Annotated in this window: 21 protein-coding genes; 14 read left to right on the top strand and 7 right to left on the bottom strand. The window is 41.2% G+C overall.

Going from position 1 to position 17,590, the window contains the following annotated elements; genetic code table 11:
• Positions 1 to 40 precede the first annotated feature (40 nt).
• A complete protein-coding gene (locus AMR95_RS08685; protein WP_058838098.1) occupies positions 41 to 370 on the top strand; it encodes a YuzD family protein in 330 nt (109 codons plus the stop codon).
• 99 nt (positions 371 to 469) lie between these two features.
• A complete protein-coding gene (locus AMR95_RS08680; RefSeq protein WP_058838097.1) occupies positions 470 to 700 on the top strand; it encodes a hypothetical protein in 231 nt (76 codons plus the stop codon).
• Between the two features lie 51 nt (positions 701 to 751).
• On the opposite strand, the gene AMR95_RS08675 is transcribed toward AMR95_RS08680, so the two are convergent.
• The gene (locus AMR95_RS08675; protein ID WP_058838096.1) at positions 752 to 1,819 is read right to left on the bottom strand and encodes an NAD(P)/FAD-dependent oxidoreductase; all 1,068 of its coding nucleotides are present in this window, start codon (positions 1,817 to 1,819) and stop codon (positions 752 to 754) included.
• 255 nt (positions 1,820 to 2,074) lie between these two features.
• Between AMR95_RS08675 and AMR95_RS08670 the strand changes: the two genes are divergently transcribed.
• The 3 genes from AMR95_RS08670 (at position 2,075) to AMR95_RS08660 (ending at position 3,873) form a co-directional block, all read left to right on the top strand.
• On the top strand, positions 2,075 to 2,311 hold the full coding sequence (locus AMR95_RS08670; protein ID WP_008346813.1) for a YuzB family protein: 237 nt from the start codon (positions 2,075 to 2,077) through the stop codon (positions 2,309 to 2,311).
• A 270-nt stretch (positions 2,312 to 2,581) separates the two neighbouring features.
• Positions 2,582 to 3,436 (top strand): diaminopimelate epimerase, encoded by an 855-nt coding sequence (dapF, locus tag AMR95_RS08665; protein ID WP_039181179.1) that lies wholly within the window; start codon positions 2,582 to 2,584, stop codon positions 3,434 to 3,436.
• Between the two features lie 74 nt (positions 3,437 to 3,510).
• A complete protein-coding gene (locus tag AMR95_RS08660) occupies positions 3,511 to 3,873 on the top strand; it encodes a HesB/IscA family protein (protein WP_058838095.1) in 363 nt (120 codons plus the stop codon).
• Positions 3,874 to 3,994: 121 nt separating this feature from the next.
• On the opposite strand, the gene AMR95_RS08655 is transcribed toward AMR95_RS08660, so the two are convergent.
• Positions 3,995 to 4,411 carry a hypothetical protein gene (locus AMR95_RS08655; RefSeq protein ID WP_058838094.1) on the bottom strand — a complete coding sequence of 139 codons (417 nt, stop codon included), beginning with the start codon at positions 4,409 to 4,411 and terminating at the stop codon, positions 3,995 to 3,997.
• 196 nt (positions 4,412 to 4,607) lie between these two features.
• On the opposite strand from AMR95_RS08655, the gene AMR95_RS08650 reads away from it, so the two are divergent.
• Positions 4,608 to 4,814 (top strand): hypothetical protein, encoded by a 207-nt coding sequence (locus AMR95_RS08650; protein ID WP_024423352.1) that lies wholly within the window; start codon positions 4,608 to 4,610, stop codon positions 4,812 to 4,814.
• A gap of 46 nt (positions 4,815 to 4,860) precedes the next feature.
• Here AMR95_RS08650 and yumC read toward each other — a convergent pair whose 3' ends face one another.
• Entirely contained in the window at positions 4,861 to 5,859 is a 999-nt protein-coding gene (gene yumC / locus AMR95_RS08645; protein ID WP_058838093.1) for a ferredoxin--NADP reductase 2, read from the bottom strand.
• A gap of 391 nt (positions 5,860 to 6,250) precedes the next feature.
• Here yumC and AMR95_RS08640 point away from each other — a divergent pair, with 391 nt between their 5' ends.
• The 4 genes from AMR95_RS08640 (at position 6,251) to AMR95_RS08630 (ending at position 8,875) form a co-directional block, all read left to right on the top strand.
• On the top strand, positions 6,251 to 7,468 hold the full coding sequence (locus tag AMR95_RS08640; protein ID WP_181286107.1) for an NAD(P)/FAD-dependent oxidoreductase: 1,218 nt from the start codon (positions 6,251 to 6,253) through the stop codon (positions 7,466 to 7,468).
• 135 nt (positions 7,469 to 7,603) lie between these two features.
• Complete coding sequence (locus AMR95_RS19235; protein ID WP_158333015.1) at positions 7,604 to 7,729, top strand: YuiA family protein; 126 nt, start codon at positions 7,604 to 7,606, stop codon at positions 7,727 to 7,729.
• A gap of 81 nt (positions 7,730 to 7,810) precedes the next feature.
• Complete coding sequence (locus AMR95_RS08635) at positions 7,811 to 8,131, top strand: YuiB family protein (protein ID WP_039181171.1); 321 nt, start codon at positions 7,811 to 7,813, stop codon at positions 8,129 to 8,131.
• Between the two features lie 99 nt (positions 8,132 to 8,230).
• Positions 8,231 to 8,875: a 3D domain-containing protein gene (locus AMR95_RS08630; RefSeq protein ID WP_039181168.1), complete on the top strand. Its 645-nt coding sequence runs from the start codon at positions 8,231 to 8,233 to the stop codon at positions 8,873 to 8,875.
• Positions 8,876 to 8,915: 40 nt separating this feature from the next.
• Here the strand turns inward: AMR95_RS08630 and AMR95_RS08625 are convergent, their stop codons facing one another.
• Entirely contained in the window at positions 8,916 to 9,392 is a 477-nt protein-coding gene (locus AMR95_RS08625) for a divergent PAP2 family protein (protein ID WP_024423347.1), read from the bottom strand.
• A 324-nt stretch (positions 9,393 to 9,716) separates the two neighbouring features.
• Between AMR95_RS08625 and AMR95_RS08620 the strand changes: the two genes are divergently transcribed.
• From AMR95_RS08620 to AMR95_RS08610, 3 genes are all read left to right on the top strand, one after another.
• Positions 9,717 to 11,207, top strand: coding sequence for a leucyl aminopeptidase (locus AMR95_RS08620; protein ID WP_058838091.1), 1,491 nt, complete (start codon positions 9,717 to 9,719; stop codon positions 11,205 to 11,207).
• Between the two features lie 141 nt (positions 11,208 to 11,348).
• Positions 11,349 to 12,677, top strand: coding sequence for a Na+/H+ antiporter family protein (locus AMR95_RS08615; RefSeq protein WP_024425962.1), 1,329 nt, complete (start codon positions 11,349 to 11,351; stop codon positions 12,675 to 12,677).
• A gap of 159 nt (positions 12,678 to 12,836) precedes the next feature.
• On the top strand, positions 12,837 to 13,613 hold the full coding sequence (locus AMR95_RS08610; RefSeq protein ID WP_058838090.1) for a sporulation protein: 777 nt from the start codon (positions 12,837 to 12,839) through the stop codon (positions 13,611 to 13,613).
• Between the two features lie 39 nt (positions 13,614 to 13,652).
• On the opposite strand, the gene AMR95_RS08605 is transcribed toward AMR95_RS08610, so the two are convergent.
• From AMR95_RS08605 to AMR95_RS08595, 3 genes are all read right to left on the bottom strand, one after another.
• Positions 13,653 to 14,249: a biotin transporter BioY gene (locus tag AMR95_RS08605; protein WP_058838089.1), complete on the bottom strand. Its 597-nt coding sequence runs from the start codon at positions 14,247 to 14,249 to the stop codon at positions 13,653 to 13,655.
• Positions 14,250 to 14,365: 116 nt separating this feature from the next.
• Positions 14,366 to 15,502, bottom strand: a complete 1,137-nt coding sequence (gene ald, locus AMR95_RS08600; protein ID WP_034282594.1) for an alanine dehydrogenase — start codon at positions 15,500 to 15,502, stop codon at positions 14,366 to 14,368.
• 110 nt (positions 15,503 to 15,612) lie between these two features.
• Complete coding sequence (locus AMR95_RS08595) at positions 15,613 to 16,842, bottom strand: PucR family transcriptional regulator (protein WP_039181162.1); 1,230 nt, start codon at positions 16,840 to 16,842, stop codon at positions 15,613 to 15,615.
• A 406-nt stretch (positions 16,843 to 17,248) separates the two neighbouring features.
• Here AMR95_RS08595 and AMR95_RS08590 point away from each other — a divergent pair, with 406 nt between their 5' ends.
• Positions 17,249 to 17,542, top strand: a complete 294-nt coding sequence (locus tag AMR95_RS08590; protein ID WP_003213769.1) for a WXG100 family type VII secretion target — start codon at positions 17,249 to 17,251, stop codon at positions 17,540 to 17,542.
• Positions 17,543 to 17,590: the final 48 nt, after the last annotated feature.

Below are 17,590 nucleotides of genomic sequence, written 5' to 3'. Positions count from 1 at the left end.
AAATTCAGCTAAAATGAAGAAAGAATAGGGGGCTTGTCAAATGAACAAAACTGTCGATCTTTATGTATATGGAAGAGATGTACTGTGCGCTAGCTGCGTGAATCTGCCTTCTTCAAAAGATACATTTGAATGGTTAGATGCAGCATTAAAACGAAAATATCCGAATCAGCCATTTCGCATCACATATATTAATATTGAGCACCCGCCAGAAAACGAACAACAAAAGGAATTGTCTGAACGAATTCTTGATGATGAATTCTTTTATCCACTTGTCTTAGTAGAGGATCAAATCGTTGGAGAGGGCAATCCGAAATTAAAAGACATTTATCAGGAAATGAAGAAATACGGGTACAAGGAGAGCAGTGAATAAGCTGTTCTTTTTTTGAGTAATAAAACGAACAAACGTTCCTTTTTGTGTTGAAAAAGAACACTTGTTCGTTTATAATGAAATGAAAGGAGCGTGAGCATCATGAATTATTTACTGAAACAATCTCTTCATCAGCAAGTACCGATTGAGATGATTTATATGAAGAAAAACGGAGAGTGCACAAAGAGAAAAATCATTGTACACCGTCAAACGGATCAGCTTATCCAAGCGTATTGTTTATCGAAGAAGACGATCAGAACCTTTCGTAAAGACTGCATTCTTGCCCTTGCTCCGATCAAATGGACCAACTCATCGGCACATGCCGTTTCATAGAAAAAAAGCTCCCTCGTCACGAAGGAGCTTTGAGAAAAAATTCACATGATTTTAGCCGTTGTGATGCTTGTACATCCAAAGGAGTCCAGATTTCAGGAGTCTTGGCACCCGGCCAACAAGTGGACGATCAGCCACTAAGCCAAAGCCGGCTTTTTTCCCTAAAGAACCTAAAACACCTTTTAGCTTAAACTGTGGATAAGCCTCAGGAAGCGGCTCATTTTTCCAGCGTTTTTGCAGAGATTGGACAATTTGTTCTGCCTGCGCCTCAGCAAGCTGTGCACTTGGGGCATGTGGCAGGCTTGCGCAGTCACCTACGACATATACATGCTCATCCCCAGGAAGATTGTGATGAGGAGTTAATACGACGCGGCCTTGTGCGTCTTTTTCAACTTCCATCTCTCGTACCACTTTGCTTGGCTGTATTCCTGCTGTCCACACGATGACATCTGCTTCAATCGCGTCATCATGGTTGTAAACGACACCTTCTTCAACCTTTGTAATATTGGCACAGTTAATAATCTTTACGTCATTTTCTTCAAACCACTTTTGCACATACAAACTTAATCTTTTTGGGAAACTTGATAGAATCAACTCTCCGCGGTCAAAAAGAATAATGTTTAAATCAGCACGGCTTTCTCTTAGTTCACTGGCCAGCTCTACCCCGCTAAGTCCAGCACCGACGATGCCAACCGTTGCACCTGCGCTCAAATTGTTTAATTTGTTATACGCATGTCTTGACTGATCAATGGTTTGAATGCTGTATGTATGTTCTTTTGCACCAGGGACATTATGATACTTGTCCTCACAGCCGAGTCCAATCACCGTATCATCATACGGAATCGGTTCACGGTCGCTGAATAAGATCTGTTTGTTTTCAATATCAATTTTTTCTACTTCCCCGTATTGAATATCCAGCTTCGGATGCTCTGGAAAAGATACTCGAATGTGATGATCAGAGATCGTTCCAGCAGCAAGTGCATAATATTCTGTTTTTAAACAGTGGTAAGGATTTCGATCAATTAATGTGATAGTGACATCATCAGGTAATTGATTTGGCAATAAGCGGTGGAGAACCCGCATATTCCCGTAACCTCCGCCGATCAAGACTAAATTTTTCATGACGATTCTCCTTTTCCCCGTAGACATTGAAAAACACTTATACTAAAAAACTTTAAGTTAAAATACCAAATAAAATTATATCGAATTTACTGTGAAACCACAATAATTGTTTCAAAATAACCTACATATTCATCAGTTAGTCCTAAATAGTAAAACATTTTACGAGGAATAGGCGTAACGATACAGATGAAGCTCATATTTTGACTAATACAAGGAATTTCGGTAGGATGGTAAGGCAATGTGAGGTGAAGCACAGTGTTTCCACTGATCGAATTTTGTGTAAGTAATCTTGCACAAGGGTCTCAAGAAGCAAAAGAGAAGCTTGAAAAAGACCCAAACCTAGACGTAATGGAATACGGCTGTTTAAGCTATTGCGGCAAATGTATGGACTCCCCATTTGCACTTGTGAATGGAGAATTTGTTTCAGGAGAAAATGCAGAGCAGCTAGTCGAGCGTATTTATGCTTTTATAGAGGAAAACGACATGTTTTAAATGCACCACATAGGTCATGAGGTGCATTTTTTTCACTCTTCCACCTTCCATTTTTAAGGAGAATGAATAGAAAGCGCATCCAATATGTTATGCTAATAAAATATCATCAATATGAAGCATCACACGAGAGAAAAAGAGGCATATGCATAATAAAAGCCCTTTGCCATGGCAGCAAAGAGCTTCTATGTATGATAAACGGGGGATGATAAGATTGTCTCCTGAATCGACTCCTTTTATACTATAAAGAAACAACATTTTTGGAGGAAGCTCATGACATCATTTCAATTCACGAAAATGCACGGATTAGGAAATAATTATATTTACGTTAATCAGATGAAGGAACAGCTTCCAGAAGAGCAGCTATCAGAAATAGCGATTCGCGTTTCTTCTGTTTATACAGGAATCGGTTCTGACGGGATGATCCTGATTTGCCCATCAGATGTTGCACCTGTGAAGATGCGCATTTTCAACAATGATGGTTCAGAGGGCAAAAACTGCGGTAACGGGCTGCGCTGCGTTGCAAAGTATGTGTATGAGCATCAAATTGTGACGGACACAACGTTCCAGATTGAGACATTGTCAGGACTTGTTGAAGCTACCGTTCACGCTCAGGATGGTCATGTTCAGCTAGTCACAGTAGATATGGGAAAACCGCGTTTTGAAAAAGAAGCGATGCCGATGCTTGGTGAACCGGCCAGCACAACAATTAATGAGCCGCTTGATTTCGGCACTGCGAATTTAAATGGAACAGCCGTTTCAATGGGGAACCCGCACATCGTTTTTTATTTAGAGGACATTGAAAAAGCGCCTCTTCATACACTTGGGCCGATCATTGAAAAACACGATATGTTCCCAGAAGGCGTTAATGTAGAATTTGTTGAAGTTGTCAGTGAAACCGAACTGCATTTTCGTGTGTGGGAAAGAGGCTCAGGCATTACACAGGCCTGCGGAACAGGGGCTTGTGCTGCGGCTGTATCCACAATTGTGAATGGGAAGGCGAAAAAAGAAACAGACATGACCGTTCATTTAGCAGGCGGAGACCTCATCATTCGTTGGAAAGACAATGACCACGTGCTCATGACAGGACCTGCTGAAACGATTTGTGACGGCACATTTTATCTCTAAACCATTTATTTGAGAAAAGGCATCATCACGTTTATAATTGAAAAAGAAACATCCAGTCAAAAGGAGGGATGATCATGAGTACACCAGTAATCATTACAGAAGCTGCGGCACTGCAGATTAAAGATATGATGAAAGAGCATGAAGAAGAAAATGCGTTCCTTCGAGTGGGCGTAAAAGGCGGAGGCTGCAGCGGTCTTTCGTACGGCATGGGCTTTGACCATGAAGTCTCAGAGAAAGACACGCAGTTCAAGCAGCACGGCATCAATGTCCTTGTCGACTCCGAAAGCCTTGATATCATGAACGGAACCATCATTGATTTCAAACAATCACTAATGGGCGGCGGTTTCACGATTGACAATCCAAACGCCATCGCATCATGCGGGTGCGGTTCTTCTTTCAGAACAGCGACGAATACCGGTACGCCGGAAGAGTGTTAATATCTAATCATGGATAAAGATAAGTCTTCTTGATGGTTTGTTTTTTAAACAACACGATCGAGGAGGCTTTTTTAATTGAACTGAGAGCAAAGAAAAAAGACACTCACCCAGCGTCTCTTTCTCATATTTCTTCTTCGGTTTTTAAAAGTTCTTTGTCGAGAATGTAGATTAACTCATGTGTACTATACAAATAAATCAAAACTTCTTTATTTACATCTCCCACATGTACTTCCACCTCAACTCGAATCTTTGCTGGTTCTCCGCGATATATCACTTCAAACGTACCGATTTTCCTCGTTTCATTGTTTTTTTTCATTCTCTTTATTTCAGTCTGTATCTGTTTGATGTCTTGATGATTCAAACCAGAATCCAATATCGAAGAGGAGATATGATTTAAAAAAGGCTCTAGTTGCTCACTATCAATATTTAACCCTGCTGCGAATTCAGCATTACGTTTGTTAAAGTCCTTTGCAAAAAGTTCAACTGAGCCACCAATCATTAGTAATAAGCTCAAACTGATCATTAAACGCTTTAACATCATTACACCTATCTTTCATTATGAACTTCTTCATTTCCTATATCGGGTAGGTCATATAAAATCTTCATCCTTTCTCTAACAATTGATAAATCGCTCAATTTTGTTACAGCTGGCCCGAACAACTGGCTATTTCCACTCGAAAAGAGTATCATGAGAACCAAACATAAACTGTAGTCAGAAAAGAGGTTGCTGAGGTTTGAGTGAACAAATCAATTGCAGGAACTGTCATGAACTGATTCCGTATCGTTCCAAAACGTGTCCATCTTGCGGAATTGAGAAGCCGCTTCCGAAAAAGGAACGTGTGAAGGATCGGGTGATTTTGGTTGTGGCAGGGATTGTTGTGGTGCTGCTTGCTGCAATGGTACTTGGAATGGCAAATGCCTATATTGGGGTTTTTAAATAAACGAAAAAGGAGTTCCTCGAGTGGGAACTCCTTTTTTGATCCGTTCTTATTTGTTTTCAAATAAGCTTGTGGAATGGAGGGGCTGTACACGGGCTTTCGGGTCCATGTAGGCTTTCGCATTGTTGACAGCAGTTGGTGCTTCACCAAATCCGCTTGCAATCAATTTGACTTTTCCTTCATACGTGCAGATATCTCCTGCCGCATAGAAGCCTTCGATGTTTGTTTCCATTGTAGATTTCACTACGATGGAGTTCTTTTCGATTTCAAGGCCCCATTGTTTGATTGGTCCAAGGGAGGAAACGAAACCGAAGTTGACGATCACATCGTCCACATCAAGCACTTGTTTTTTGTCGCCTTTGACTTCTTCTAGCACGATCTGTTCAATGCGGTCTTCACCAATGAGCTCAGTTGGCACAAATGGAGTCAGTACATTGATCTTCGAGTTGTGCAGGTTTTCTACACTGTGCTCATGTGCGCGGAATTTATCGCGGCGGTGAATGATGGATACTTCTTTTGCGATTGGTTCAAGCATGAGTGCCCAATCCACCGCAGAGTCCCCGCCGCCAAGAACGGCCACGCGTCTACCGGCAAATTGGTTCAAGTCATTAATGAAGTAGTGCAAGTTGCTTCCTTCAAATGATTCTGCTGTATCCAATTCAAGCTTTCTCGGTTGAAATGCCCCGTTACCAGCTGTGATGATGATTGTTTTAGAGTAATGAACCTCTTGATTTGTGACAAGTTTAAAGATCCCATCTGCCTGCTTTTCAACTGTTTCAACTGCCTGCTCTAAGCAAATGGTTTGATCAAATTTATCCATTTGTTCCTTTAAGTTATCAACTAATTCTTGTGCGCGGATTTTTGGGAAACCAGCCACATCATAAATATATTTTTCAGGGTAAAGAGCGGATAGTTGACCGCCGAGCTGAGGAAGGCTTTCAATGATTTTCACACTTGCCTGTCTCATGCCTCCGTAAAACGCAGTAAACAATCCAACTGGGCCGCCCCCGATAACGGTAATGTCATATACCTTAGAATCTTCTTGCATTCCTTTAATCCTCCCAAATGAAAATTGTTATCACTATATCATATCATACCACATATCGTCGTTTGACTTGTTTTGAAAAACTTGTCGTTTTTTGATGCTGAAGCTTTGAAAAGGAGGAAAAAGTGAGAAAGACCGTTTATCATAAGGATTTTCAGTTTAAAGCCTTGAAAATTGGAGCAGAACTCGCTATTATTGTTAAGGGAACTAAATATTAATTTTTTATGAATTTTTGTCGGATACGGTCAAATGCTTTCGTTTTATGTAGGTGAAAGTTCAGATTTTCACATACTTATTTTTTTGTTTAAATTTCATAAAATGCCGCAAAGCGGTTGAGAATAACGATATGTAATTCTTTATCCGTTTTACAGCAAATTTAAAAAAGGTGGATGTGATTCCAGTGAATAAACCGAAAATCGTTGTATTAGGTGCAGGTTATGGCGGATTAATGACTGTAACAAGATTAACAAAACAGCTTGGCACAAATGATGCGGAAATTACTCTTGTGAACAAGCATAATTATCATTACGAAACAACATGGTTACATGAAGCAAGTGCAGGTACACTTCATCATGACCGCTGTCGTTATCAAATCAAAGATGTGATTAACAGTTCCCGTGTCAACTTTGTACAAGCAACAGTTGAAAGCATTGATAAGGATGCGAAGAAAGTTGTGACATCAGATGGCGAACTTTCTTATGACTACCTTGTTGTTGCACTTGGTGCTGTTCCTGAAACATTTGGTATTGCAGGATTGAAAGAATACGCATTCTCAATCTCTAACATCAACTCTGCTCGTCAGCTTCGTGAGCACATCGAGCTTCAATTTGCAACGTATAATACGGATGCTGAAAAACGTCCAGAGCGTTTGACAATCGTTGTCGGCGGCGCAGGATTCACAGGTATTGAGTTCCTTGGTGAGCTTGGAAACCGTGTGCCTGAGCTTTGCAAAGAGTATGACATTGATCAAAAAGACGTGCGTATCATCTGTGTAGAAGCTGCGCCAACAGCTCTTCCTGGATTCGATCCAGAATTGATCGACTATGCGATGAACTACCTTCAAGGTAAAGGTGTTGAGTTCAAAATCGGTACAGCGATCAAAGAATGTACGCCTGAAGGTATCATTGTTGGAAAAGACGATGATACAGAAGAAATCAAAGCTGCAACTGTTGTTTGGGCTGCAGGTGTACGCGGTAACCCAATCGTTGAAGAAGCTGGTTTTGAAAACATGCGCGGCCGCGTAAAAGTTTCTCCAGATCTTCGTGTACCAGAAAATGATGATGTCTTCATCATTGGTGACTGTTCATTGATTATCAATGAAGAAATCAACCGTCCATACCCACCAACTGCACAAATCGCTATGCAGCAAGGTGAGACAGTAGCGAAAAACCTTGCTGCACTAGTAAAAGGTGGTTCTCTTGAAAGCTTTAAGCCAGACATCAAAGGAACAGTTGCTTCTCTTGGTGAACACGACGCTGTAGGTGTTGCGTTTGGTAAAAAACTTCAAGGAACAAAAGCTTCTGCAATGAAAAAAATCATCGACAACCGTTCATTATTCATGGTTGGCGGACCAGGACTTGTTCTGAAAAAAGGAAAATTCAAGTTCTTCTAAACCGATATAGACAAAAACGTGTATCCCTGTGGTACACGTTTTTTCATGTTTGACGGAATATTTTCTCACTTGGTACTGGACAGAAAAATATGTTATGATGAATTATCAGAAAATTTAGATTAAGGAGTGAGCAATATGAATGCACAAACAAAGGAAAAAACATCAGCCTGTCAATATTGTTCAGGAAAAGGGTATTTTCAGCTATTGCTCGGCGGATCTGAAACGTGTGAGGAATGTAAAGGGACAGGAAAGAAGCGTTAATCGTTCTGCTTTTTCCATTGATTGACTTCATCTCTATTTCCAAGTTAAACTAATGATGGGATATTTGGGGGTGGAGATGAAGTGATCAGTTTACCAGTCGTTATCATTTCAGTTATTTTATTTTTCGTGTTATTCTTTGGCATTGGCTTTTTGCTCAATATGCTGCTGAGAATGTCATGGATTATGGCTATTTTATATCCAATTGTATGCCTTTTCATTATTAACAATCAAAAGATGATCGCTTATGTAAGAGAGCCTGGCACTGCTTTTTCAGGAATAGGAGACCGGATCGTCTCACTCGCTGCGGCAGATATCATCATCTTATTAAGCGGCCTGATCGGTGCGATCGCATCAGGTTTTGTCATTAATGCACTTCGAAAAAGAGGGTATCAAATGTTTTAACTCACTTGTGGACACGCAAGTGGGTTTTTTTGTTTCTCCTTTGCATAGTTTCCATTTTGTTTGGAAACAAATAGATGGGTAGAGGAGTGACAAATAGAGATGAAAACATGGATGAAACGATTGTTCATGACAGCGCTATTCATGATTGCGCTTTTGACAAGCTTTACGGGCATATCTGGAGTCGAACCAAGTGATTTAGCTGCATGGGTGAAAGAGACCGATGCGGGCAAGCAAGTATCTTCTTTTTTTCAGCAGCCAAAAAGGGAAACGATGGCACTCAAAAGTGAAGACATGCGATCTGTTTCTCTCGAAGAAGCGTTTAATTGGAACGATTATCCGAAGCAGAAGGTTGTGGCAACCGGCTATACAGCAGGTGTGGAATCAACAGGCAAAACGAAGGAACATCATGCATATGGCATTACATATTCAGGCGTCAAAGTGAAACGTGATTTATATTCAACAGTGGCAGCCGACCCATCCGTTTTTCCGATTGGAACGGTGCTGTTTATCCCAAACTATGGCTACGGTGTCGTTGCAGATACCGGGAAAGCGATTAAAGGTCATAAGCTTGATTTATACTATGAAACCGTTGATGATGTGTATAGAGAATGGGGTAAAAAAGTGCTCGATGTGTATATCATCAAAAAGGGTGAAGGGACGTTAACGGAAAAAGACTTAAATCAGCTCAATGAAGCAGAATCGATGCAAGTATTCCGTCAGCAGTTTCAAGCCAATAAAGAATAAAAAAGCTTTGGGCCATTTAAGGTCCAAAGCTTTTTCGCTTCTACATGAAGTAATAATCTAAGATGAGTGTCAGCAAGATCCCTGTTAAACCGCCGAAGAAGACTTCAATCGGCTTATGACCAAGAAGCTCTTTTAATTTCTTTTGCTTTTCTTTTTCTTCCGCATTTGGGAAATTCTTTGCTTCGGAAACAAATCGGTTAAAATCTGTTACGAGCTTGTTGAGAACAGTCGCCTGTTCTCCTGCCTGTCTGCGAACGCCTGTCGCATCAAACATAGTAATAATGGCAAAGATGGCGGAAATGGCAAAGATAGATGTATCTAGCCCGTGCTCTAAAGCCACTGCTGTGGAGAGTGCTGTTACTGCTGCGGAGTGTGAACTTGGCATTCCGCCTGTGCTTGTAATGAGCGACCAATCTAGTCGTCTAGAAATAATAAATTGAATCGGTACTTTTACAAATTGTGCAAAAAAGATGGCTGCTAGGCTGGCAAGCAGCGGAAAATTCGTCAGTACGCTCATGAACAAGAAACATCCTCTCTTTAAGAAAAAATATCGTGCGAAATGATGAACTAAAAATCCTAGTATGATGAAAAAATGATAGCAGTAAAAAATGCTGCCAAGTCCATGTTCATTATAACATTAAAGAAACTAGATGTGGAACGAGGAGAACACGGACAGGCTGCTTAGGTTTTCGGTGCTTTTTCATGATGCCCTTCCACGTGTGAAAATATAAATGTTCATCAAGTAAAGACAGACTGGCAATGATCGTATAGGCACGCAAATTTTGATATAATAGAAGTTCCAATGTGAAAAATGGAGTTCATTAAGGAGCGTGTGATAAATATGTTTTTCTCGACAAATGAATTGCAGCATAAAGATACACTGGCGATCGGACTTTTTCAAAAGAGCCAATTATCAGGAAAAGCAAAAGAAATGGATGAATTACTTGAAGGAAGAATCACTGAATTATTAAAAGAAGGCGATATTTCATCCAAACGAAATCAGCTTTCGAAGTTTTTCCCATCCCCTGAAACAGGCATCAAACGCATTTATTTTGTCGGGCTTGGGAAGGAATCAGATTACACGTTTGAAGAGGCAAAAGAAGTGTTTGCCCATTTATTTAAAAAGCTTCATCAAGATAAAAAGCAAGCGGTTTCTGTCTTGCTGGATACGTTTGTTGGAAAGGATCTGCCTGCTCAAGATGCAGCCCATGCCCTTTCTGAAAGCTGCCTTTTAGCTACATATGAATTACAGGATTTTAAACATAAAACAAATGAACCAGATCGCTTTATCGAGTTTGTTTATGCAACGACGGAGCATGATCAAGCTGAAATTCAAGCGAGTCTGAAAGTCGGGGAAGTATACGGACAGTCAGTCAATTCGGCCCGTACCCTTGTGAATATGCCGCCGAACATGCTCACATCCTCTGATCTCGCTTCGTATGCGGCAGAGCTTGCATATAAATATGAATTTGAGATTGAAATTTTAGATAAAGAACAAATGGAAGAGCTCGGAATGGGCGGTATTTTAGCCGTCAATAGAGGCTCAACAGAACCGCCAAAACTCATCGTGCTGAAATACCAAGGCAAGGAAGAATGGACAGACGTCATCGGCCTTGTTGGTAAAGGCATCACGTATGATACCGGCGGCTACTCTTTAAAGCCAAGAGCGAGTATGGTTGGCATGAAAACAGATATGGGCGGCTCAGCCTCTGTTTTAGGCGCAATGGAAATCATCGGAGAACTTCGCCCAGAGCAAAATGTCATTGCGGTCATCGCCTCAACGGATAATATGATTTCCGCAGACGCTATGAAGCCGGATGACGTCATTGTGTCACTAAGCGGTAAAACAATCGAAGTGCTCAATACAGATGCAGAAGGCCGTCTTGTTTTAGCAGATGGGGTGACATATGCGAAGCAGCACGGTGCCTCTATCCTTATAGACGTGGCAACATTAACAGGCGGTGTCATTGTGGCGCTTGGAAATGAGACAACAGGTGTGATGACTAATAACGATGAGTTGTACGCTCAGTTTAAAGAAGCATCAGAAGAATGCGGTGAAATGATTTGGCAGCTGCCAATCACGGAAAAAGATAAGAAACGAGTTCGAAACAGCAAAATGGCTGACCTCAATAACTCACCAGGCCGTGATGGTCATGCGATCATGGCAGGGGCTTTCATTGGTGAATTCGCAGAGGATACGCCTTGGGTTCACTTAGATATTGCAGGAACTGCAACAACAGAAAAACCTTCATGCTTTGGGCCAACAGGGGCAACAGGTGTGATGGTAAGATCACTTGCTACATTTGTGGAACGATTTGAAGGAACAAAATAAGGGATAAGGCTCTGCCGGATGGCAGAGCTTTTTTTATGTAGGACATACGCCATTTGACGAAGTTTTTTTTCTATGGTAACATACGTTGGTACTTTAATTATCTACTACATTAGTAAACTAAAGGATTTCGGGGGTTTCACCATGAATGCAGTTGTTTTAGCGGTTGTTTTAATGTTGATATTAAGCTTGCTGCGGGTCAATGTCGTGATTGCGCTAGCAATAGGCGCTTTAGCTGGCGGACTTGCAGGTGGATTAGGCTTGGGAGGAACAGTGGACGCCTTTACGGATGGACTCGGAGGAAATGCAACCGTGGCGATTAGTTATGCGTTATTAGGGGCATTTGCTGCGGCGCTGACGAAAACAGGTCTTCCAGATGCCATGGTTGAAGGAGCAGTGAAGCTTCTAGGAAAAGAAGGCGATTCAAGACGGAAAACACTATCAAAAGTGCTCATCGTTCTTGTCATTTTGATCGTGTCCTGTTTTTCACAGAACGTCGTTCCTGTTCACATTGCCTTTATCCCAGTCCTCATTCCGCCGTTATTAAAGGTGTTTAACGAGCTTCAGATTGACCGCAGACTGCTAGCGTGTGTCATTACCTTCGGACTCACTGCACCATATATATTACTTCCAGTCGGTTTTGGACAGATTTTCCACGGAATGCTTCGTGACAATATGAAGGAAGCGGGTCTGACTGTAAACTTAGCAGATATTCCATATGCAATGCTGATTCCTGTAGCAGGAATGGTTCTTGGCTTGATCGTTTCCATTTTTGTATATCGAAAGCCGAAGGTATATGAGAATCGTGAAATTACAGATGTAGAGAAATCGGCTTATACGAAAAAAAGCTTATTCTTTGCCGGTCTTGCTATTCTCGTTTCGTTGATTGTCCAGCTTTATCTATCGCAAAGTCTTGGTGTGGAAGGAATGATCTTCGGTGCACTCGCAGGACTGCTTGTCTTGTTTGTGACAGGAATGATGAAACGCGATGAAGCAGATGAACTCATTACATCTGGAATGAATATGATGGCATTTATCGGTTTTGTCATGCTTGTTGCTGCTGGGTTTGCCAACGTTTTAACAAAAACAGGAGACATAGAATCTCTTGTCAAAGCATCTTCCCAATTTATCGGCAACAGCCAGAGCCTTGCAGCGATTTTAATGCTGCTTGTCGGCCTGCTTGTGACAATGGGGATCGGATCATCATTTGCAACGATTCCGATTATTACAACCATCTTTGTTCCACTTTGCTTACACTTAGGATTTAGTCCAATGGCCACCATTGCCATTATTGGCTCTGCTGCGGCTGTTGGAGATGCAGGTTCACCTGCAAGTGACAGTACGCTTGGACCAACATCTGGATTGAATATGGATGGACAGCATCACCACATTTGGGGAACTTGTGTCCCGACTTTTATCTATTATAATATTCCGCTTGTTCTGTTTGGCTGGCTGGCGGCGATTATTCTGTAAAATGAAAAGCTTGTAGAGAAAACGATGATGTTTTTTCTATAAGCTTTTTTGTTGTTCGTAGATAAAAAAATAATTAGGACAAAAGTATGAATTAAATGAATCTTTCTTCCTCTATCTTACGTATATATGCTGATAAAAATGAAAAGGGGAAGATGGGATATGTCATTTTTTAAAAAGCTAGCGGCAAGTGCTGGGATTGGTGCAGCAAAAGTAGATACCATTTTAGAGAAAAACGCTTATTTTCCAGGACAAGAAGTAAAGGGAACTGTCCATGTAAAGGGCGGAAAAATTGCTCAGGACATCCGCTATATCAATGTCAAGATTCAAACACAGTATGTGATTGTGAAAGATGATGAAGAGCATAGAAAATATGTGAATATCTTTACTTTACGGGTGACGGATTCTTTTACCATTCAGCCTGGAGAAAAGCATGAATTTCCGTTTTCATTTATTCTTCCTATCGATACCCCAATGACGATCGGAAAAGTAGAAATTGCAGTAATGACAGACCTTGATATCCAAGGCGGAATCGATAAATCTGACTATGACCGCATTTTCGTTGAAGCACATCCTTGGGTGAGAAATGTACTGGAGGCCACTAGAAATCTTGGCTTCCACCTGAACGAAGCAGACTGTGAGCAAGCACCTTACTTTCAGCGGCGCCTGCCATTCGTCCAAGAATTCGAGTTCATTCCGACATCAGACTACTATCGTTATATGCTTGATGAGCTAGAGCTGATTTTTCTGATAGATGAAGGCGGCTTAGACATTGTTTTTGAAGTCGACCGCAGAGCAAGAGGCCTGAGAGGATGGCTCGAAGAGATGTATAATGAAGGAGAACAGCTTGCGCGCTACCGCTTCAGTCCATCAGATCTTGAAAATGTAGAAGTGCTTGAAGGAATGCTAGAACAAATCATAGATCAATACGCTGAGTAATGATGAAAAAAGAGCCTGAATGATGACAGGCTCTTTTTTCTATGATACAGCTTCTTGTTTTCGAAAGGATGTGGCTTTGGATACAGAGCGATAAATTTTAGGTGCCAGCATCGCAAGTAATATAGTCAATGCATAGTCTTTTACCATAAACCAGATCATAAAGAACCATGTGGTTTGATAGGAAATCGGTGCATTGAGCCATACATTTAATGCGAGGTATGTATAGGTCGTTCCAATCACATACATCACGGTCGTACCAGCAATGGCTGCAAGCAAAAATCGGCCAAAGCCAGGGCTTTTTCTTTTTTCCAGAATGAATCCGGCAAGCCAGGCAGCAGGGATGTATGATAATACAAAGCCGCCGCTTTTGCCTAAAATGACCCCAAAGCCCGCAGAGAACTGAGCAAATACTGGTGCACCAGCAATTCCAACCAAGGCATAGACAATCATAGCTAATGCCCCGAGCCGTCTGCCGAGTAAGAGACCGGCAAGCACACAAAAAAACGGCTGCATCGTAAGTGGAATTCCGCCGACCTGTAAAAACGGCACAATGGATGTAATATTGGCCCCGATAGCCATGAGTGCAGCAAACATTCCGACTAGCACAAAGTCAGCAGTTCGTGTCTTCTTTTGCATGATGTTTCCCCCTGTCTTATCTGTACAAATAGATTAAGGGGAAGAAGAAATTTTGTCAACTTGTTTTTATTTAAGGTTAACAATAAAACCCGCCCATCAAGAGGGCGGGGAGTAGATTAAGCTTCGGTCATAAAAGTGGCATCGATGGCTTTGCTGACAGGTACGTAATCATAGCCGAGATCACGAGCAACCGCTTCGTACGTGATATGTCCGTTCATGACATTGACGCCTTCTGCGATGGCGTTGTTTTCTCTAATGGCTTTAGCAGCGCCTTTATTCGCAATTTGCAGTGCATATGGAACAGTGACATTCGTTAACGCAACAGTTGATGTCCGCGGAACCGCACCTGGCATGTTGGCGACAGCATAATGCAATATGCCGTGTTTTTCATAAGTAGGTTGGTCATGGGTTGTGATATGATCAATGGTTTCGACAATGCCGCCTTGATCAATCGCTACATCTACAATGACAGAACCAGGTTTCATTTGTTTCACCATTTCTTCTGTCACAAGTGTCGGTGCTTTGGCACCAGGAATCAGCACAGCACAAATGAGAAGATCTGCTTCACTGACTGAATCTGCAATGTTGACAGGGTTGGACATTAACGTTTTCATTTGATGGCCAAATTGGTCGTCCAGCTGACGCAGGCGTTCTGCATTTACATCAATCAGGGTGACATCTGCGCCAAGTCCGATTGCCATTTTCGCTGCGTTTGTTCCAACAACTCCGCCGCCAATAATGGTGACCTTTCCTCTTGATACCCCTGGTACACCTGCAAGTAAAATACCCTTTCCGCCTTTTGGCTTTTCTAAAAATTGTGCACCAATTTGAGCGGCCATTCTGCCTGCTACTTCAGACATAGGTGTGAGAAGAGGGAGTGATTTTCCGTCCGTTACGGTTTCATAAGCAATGGCTGTAACGCCTTTTTGTTTTAATGCTTCAGCCAAGGAGGGCTCTGCGGCTAGATGCAGGTACGTAAATAAGATGAGTCCTTCTCTGAAATAAGGATATTCCTCAGGTAATGGTTCTTTTACTTTCATGATCATATCAGAAGATGCCCATACATCTTTCGCCTGATCAAGAATCTCTGCACCAACAGATACATAATCGTCATCAGTGAATCCGCTTCCAAAACCAGCGTTTGTTTCAATCAAAATCTGATGTCCAGCTGAAAGCAATTGAGAAGCTGCTCCTGGTGTTAAAGCCACTCGGTTTTCATTGTTCTTAATTTCTTTCGGAATGCCGATGATCATGTTTATTCCTCCTATGCTTATCTATTCATATTGTATGTCTAGTGTATCCTGAAAGTTTAGAAAATTCTTCGGTTGAAATAAAAAATAAAAAAACGCCTCTTTGTGAAATTTCACAAATGGACGTTTTTTAGCTTCATATCAAGGTATATGGTCATTTTCTCATTCATGTTTTTTAAATCAATTTCTGCGATGTCTGTAATCCGTTTTAATCGATAATTTAAGGTATTGATGTGGATATTTAATTGCTTTGCGGCAATATTGGCATTGCTGTCACAGTCAATAAACCGTTCAAGTGTTTCGACAAGGTTGGAATGATGCCTCAGATCGTAATCCTCTAGCTTCGATAAAGAGTAACTGGAGTAAGAAGAGCCCTTTCGCTTCTCAGCAAGCACATCAAGATATTGATAGATGCCTAGTTCAGAAAAGCTGTTTAAACGTTCTGTTTCAACTGGAAAGCGTTCTTTCGTTTTTAATACAGCCAGTGCTTCTTTATAGGAAGGCTGAATTTGAGAGATGTTATCGTAAATTCCTCCAATTGCTGCCTGAACATGCTGAATATGATACCGGTCCGCAAGCTGCTGCAGCATGCCGCTTGTGAATTGTTTAATATCTTGAAGTGGATGTTCTGTTTTTGGTGAGACAAGAATAATGAATTCGTGAAAATCAACAGTCGTTAACAATACCTGTACTTGCTGTGTTGTTTCAAGCAGATAGGACAGCTTTTTTTCTGTCTCCTCTGTGAGTTCGTCACGAAGACGGAAGATGATGATGGCATATGTGTCTGGACATCTGATGCCAAGTCTTAAAAATAGGTCAAGCATCTCATCCTTTTCATGAATATGACCCGTGAGCATCTTCCAGAAAAGCTCCTGATTGCGTTCCTCTGTTTTTGTTTTTCGAATTTGTAAATTGAGTAATTTGTTTTTCACGGCATGTGCTGCCATTTTGAGAAGGTCCATTTCTTCTTCTGAAAATGGCTGCGTAGATTCAATCGCCCAAATAAACCCTAGCACTTCTTTGTCCTTCCAGATGGAAATGGCGACCCTGCTAGATAAACCTACCTCTGCAATTTGAGGGACACGAAGCGGTTCGTCTGTTTTAAGGAGTGTAGGAATGATGCCGTCCTTCCAAAGCCGATTGATGACTTTTTCCGGTACCCGGCGGGAGATAATGGTTGAAGTTCTGGCGGGATCAGTAAAATCATTGTGTGTGCTATATGCCAATAATCGATGATGAGTATCTTCTATAGTAATAGGGCAATTGAGCACATCACTTATTTGGTCTGCCACATCCTCTAAACGATCAAGACTATACTTAAACGGATCTGTCTTTTTTGTCATAAAAAACCCCTGCTTTTTCGAATATTTCACGTACTTACATTATGAAGAGAATGAGGTACGTAAATCAACAAAAAACTGCCATAAACTTAAAAAAACAAAAAGTGTGAGAAGCAAGAAAGTGGATGTTGAAGCACGATGAAAAAGAAATAGTACAATAATAACGTAGTAAAAAATCAATAGGCGGAAAGGTCCACCAAAGTCGGTGGATACTTATTAAGAATATATGACCAAAAAACTGTTAAATACTAGATAAAAAGCGAAAAACCAGTAATTCTATAGACTCATTTTGTAAAATAAAAACAGATTTGTTTGACTGTGTATCATTTCTGTTTTTATAATAATAACGTCAAAAAATAAGTGGATTAGCCCATTATATGGCGGCTATGCACGGGAGGTAATGAGGAATATGTCAGGAATTATTCGCGTAACCCCAGAAGAACTAAGAGCGACCGCTAAGCAATATGGTGTTGAAAGTCAAGAAGTGTTAAACCAAGTTGATCGTCTAAATAGAATGATCTCTGATTTAAAAGGAATGTGGGAAGGTGCTTCTAGTGAAGCATTTGCTGATCAATACGAACAGCTTAAGCCTTCATTTATCAAAATGTCTGATCTATTAACAGATGTCAGCAATCAGCTTGATCAAACGGCAAATACACTTGAAAGCACTGACCAAGACATCGCAAGCCAAATCCGCGGCTAATCAAGGGGATTTCCTTTCTAAGTGTGAAAAGCAGAAACAGCGCCGAGT

The sequence above is a fragment of the Bacillus sp. G1(2015b) genome, assembly GCF_001482475.1.
Lineage (GTDB): Bacteria > Bacillota > Bacilli > Bacillales > Bacillaceae > Bacillus > Bacillus safensis.
The sequence above is the reverse complement of the archived record's forward strand: the minus strand, read 5'-3'. Positions and strand labels throughout refer to the sequence as shown.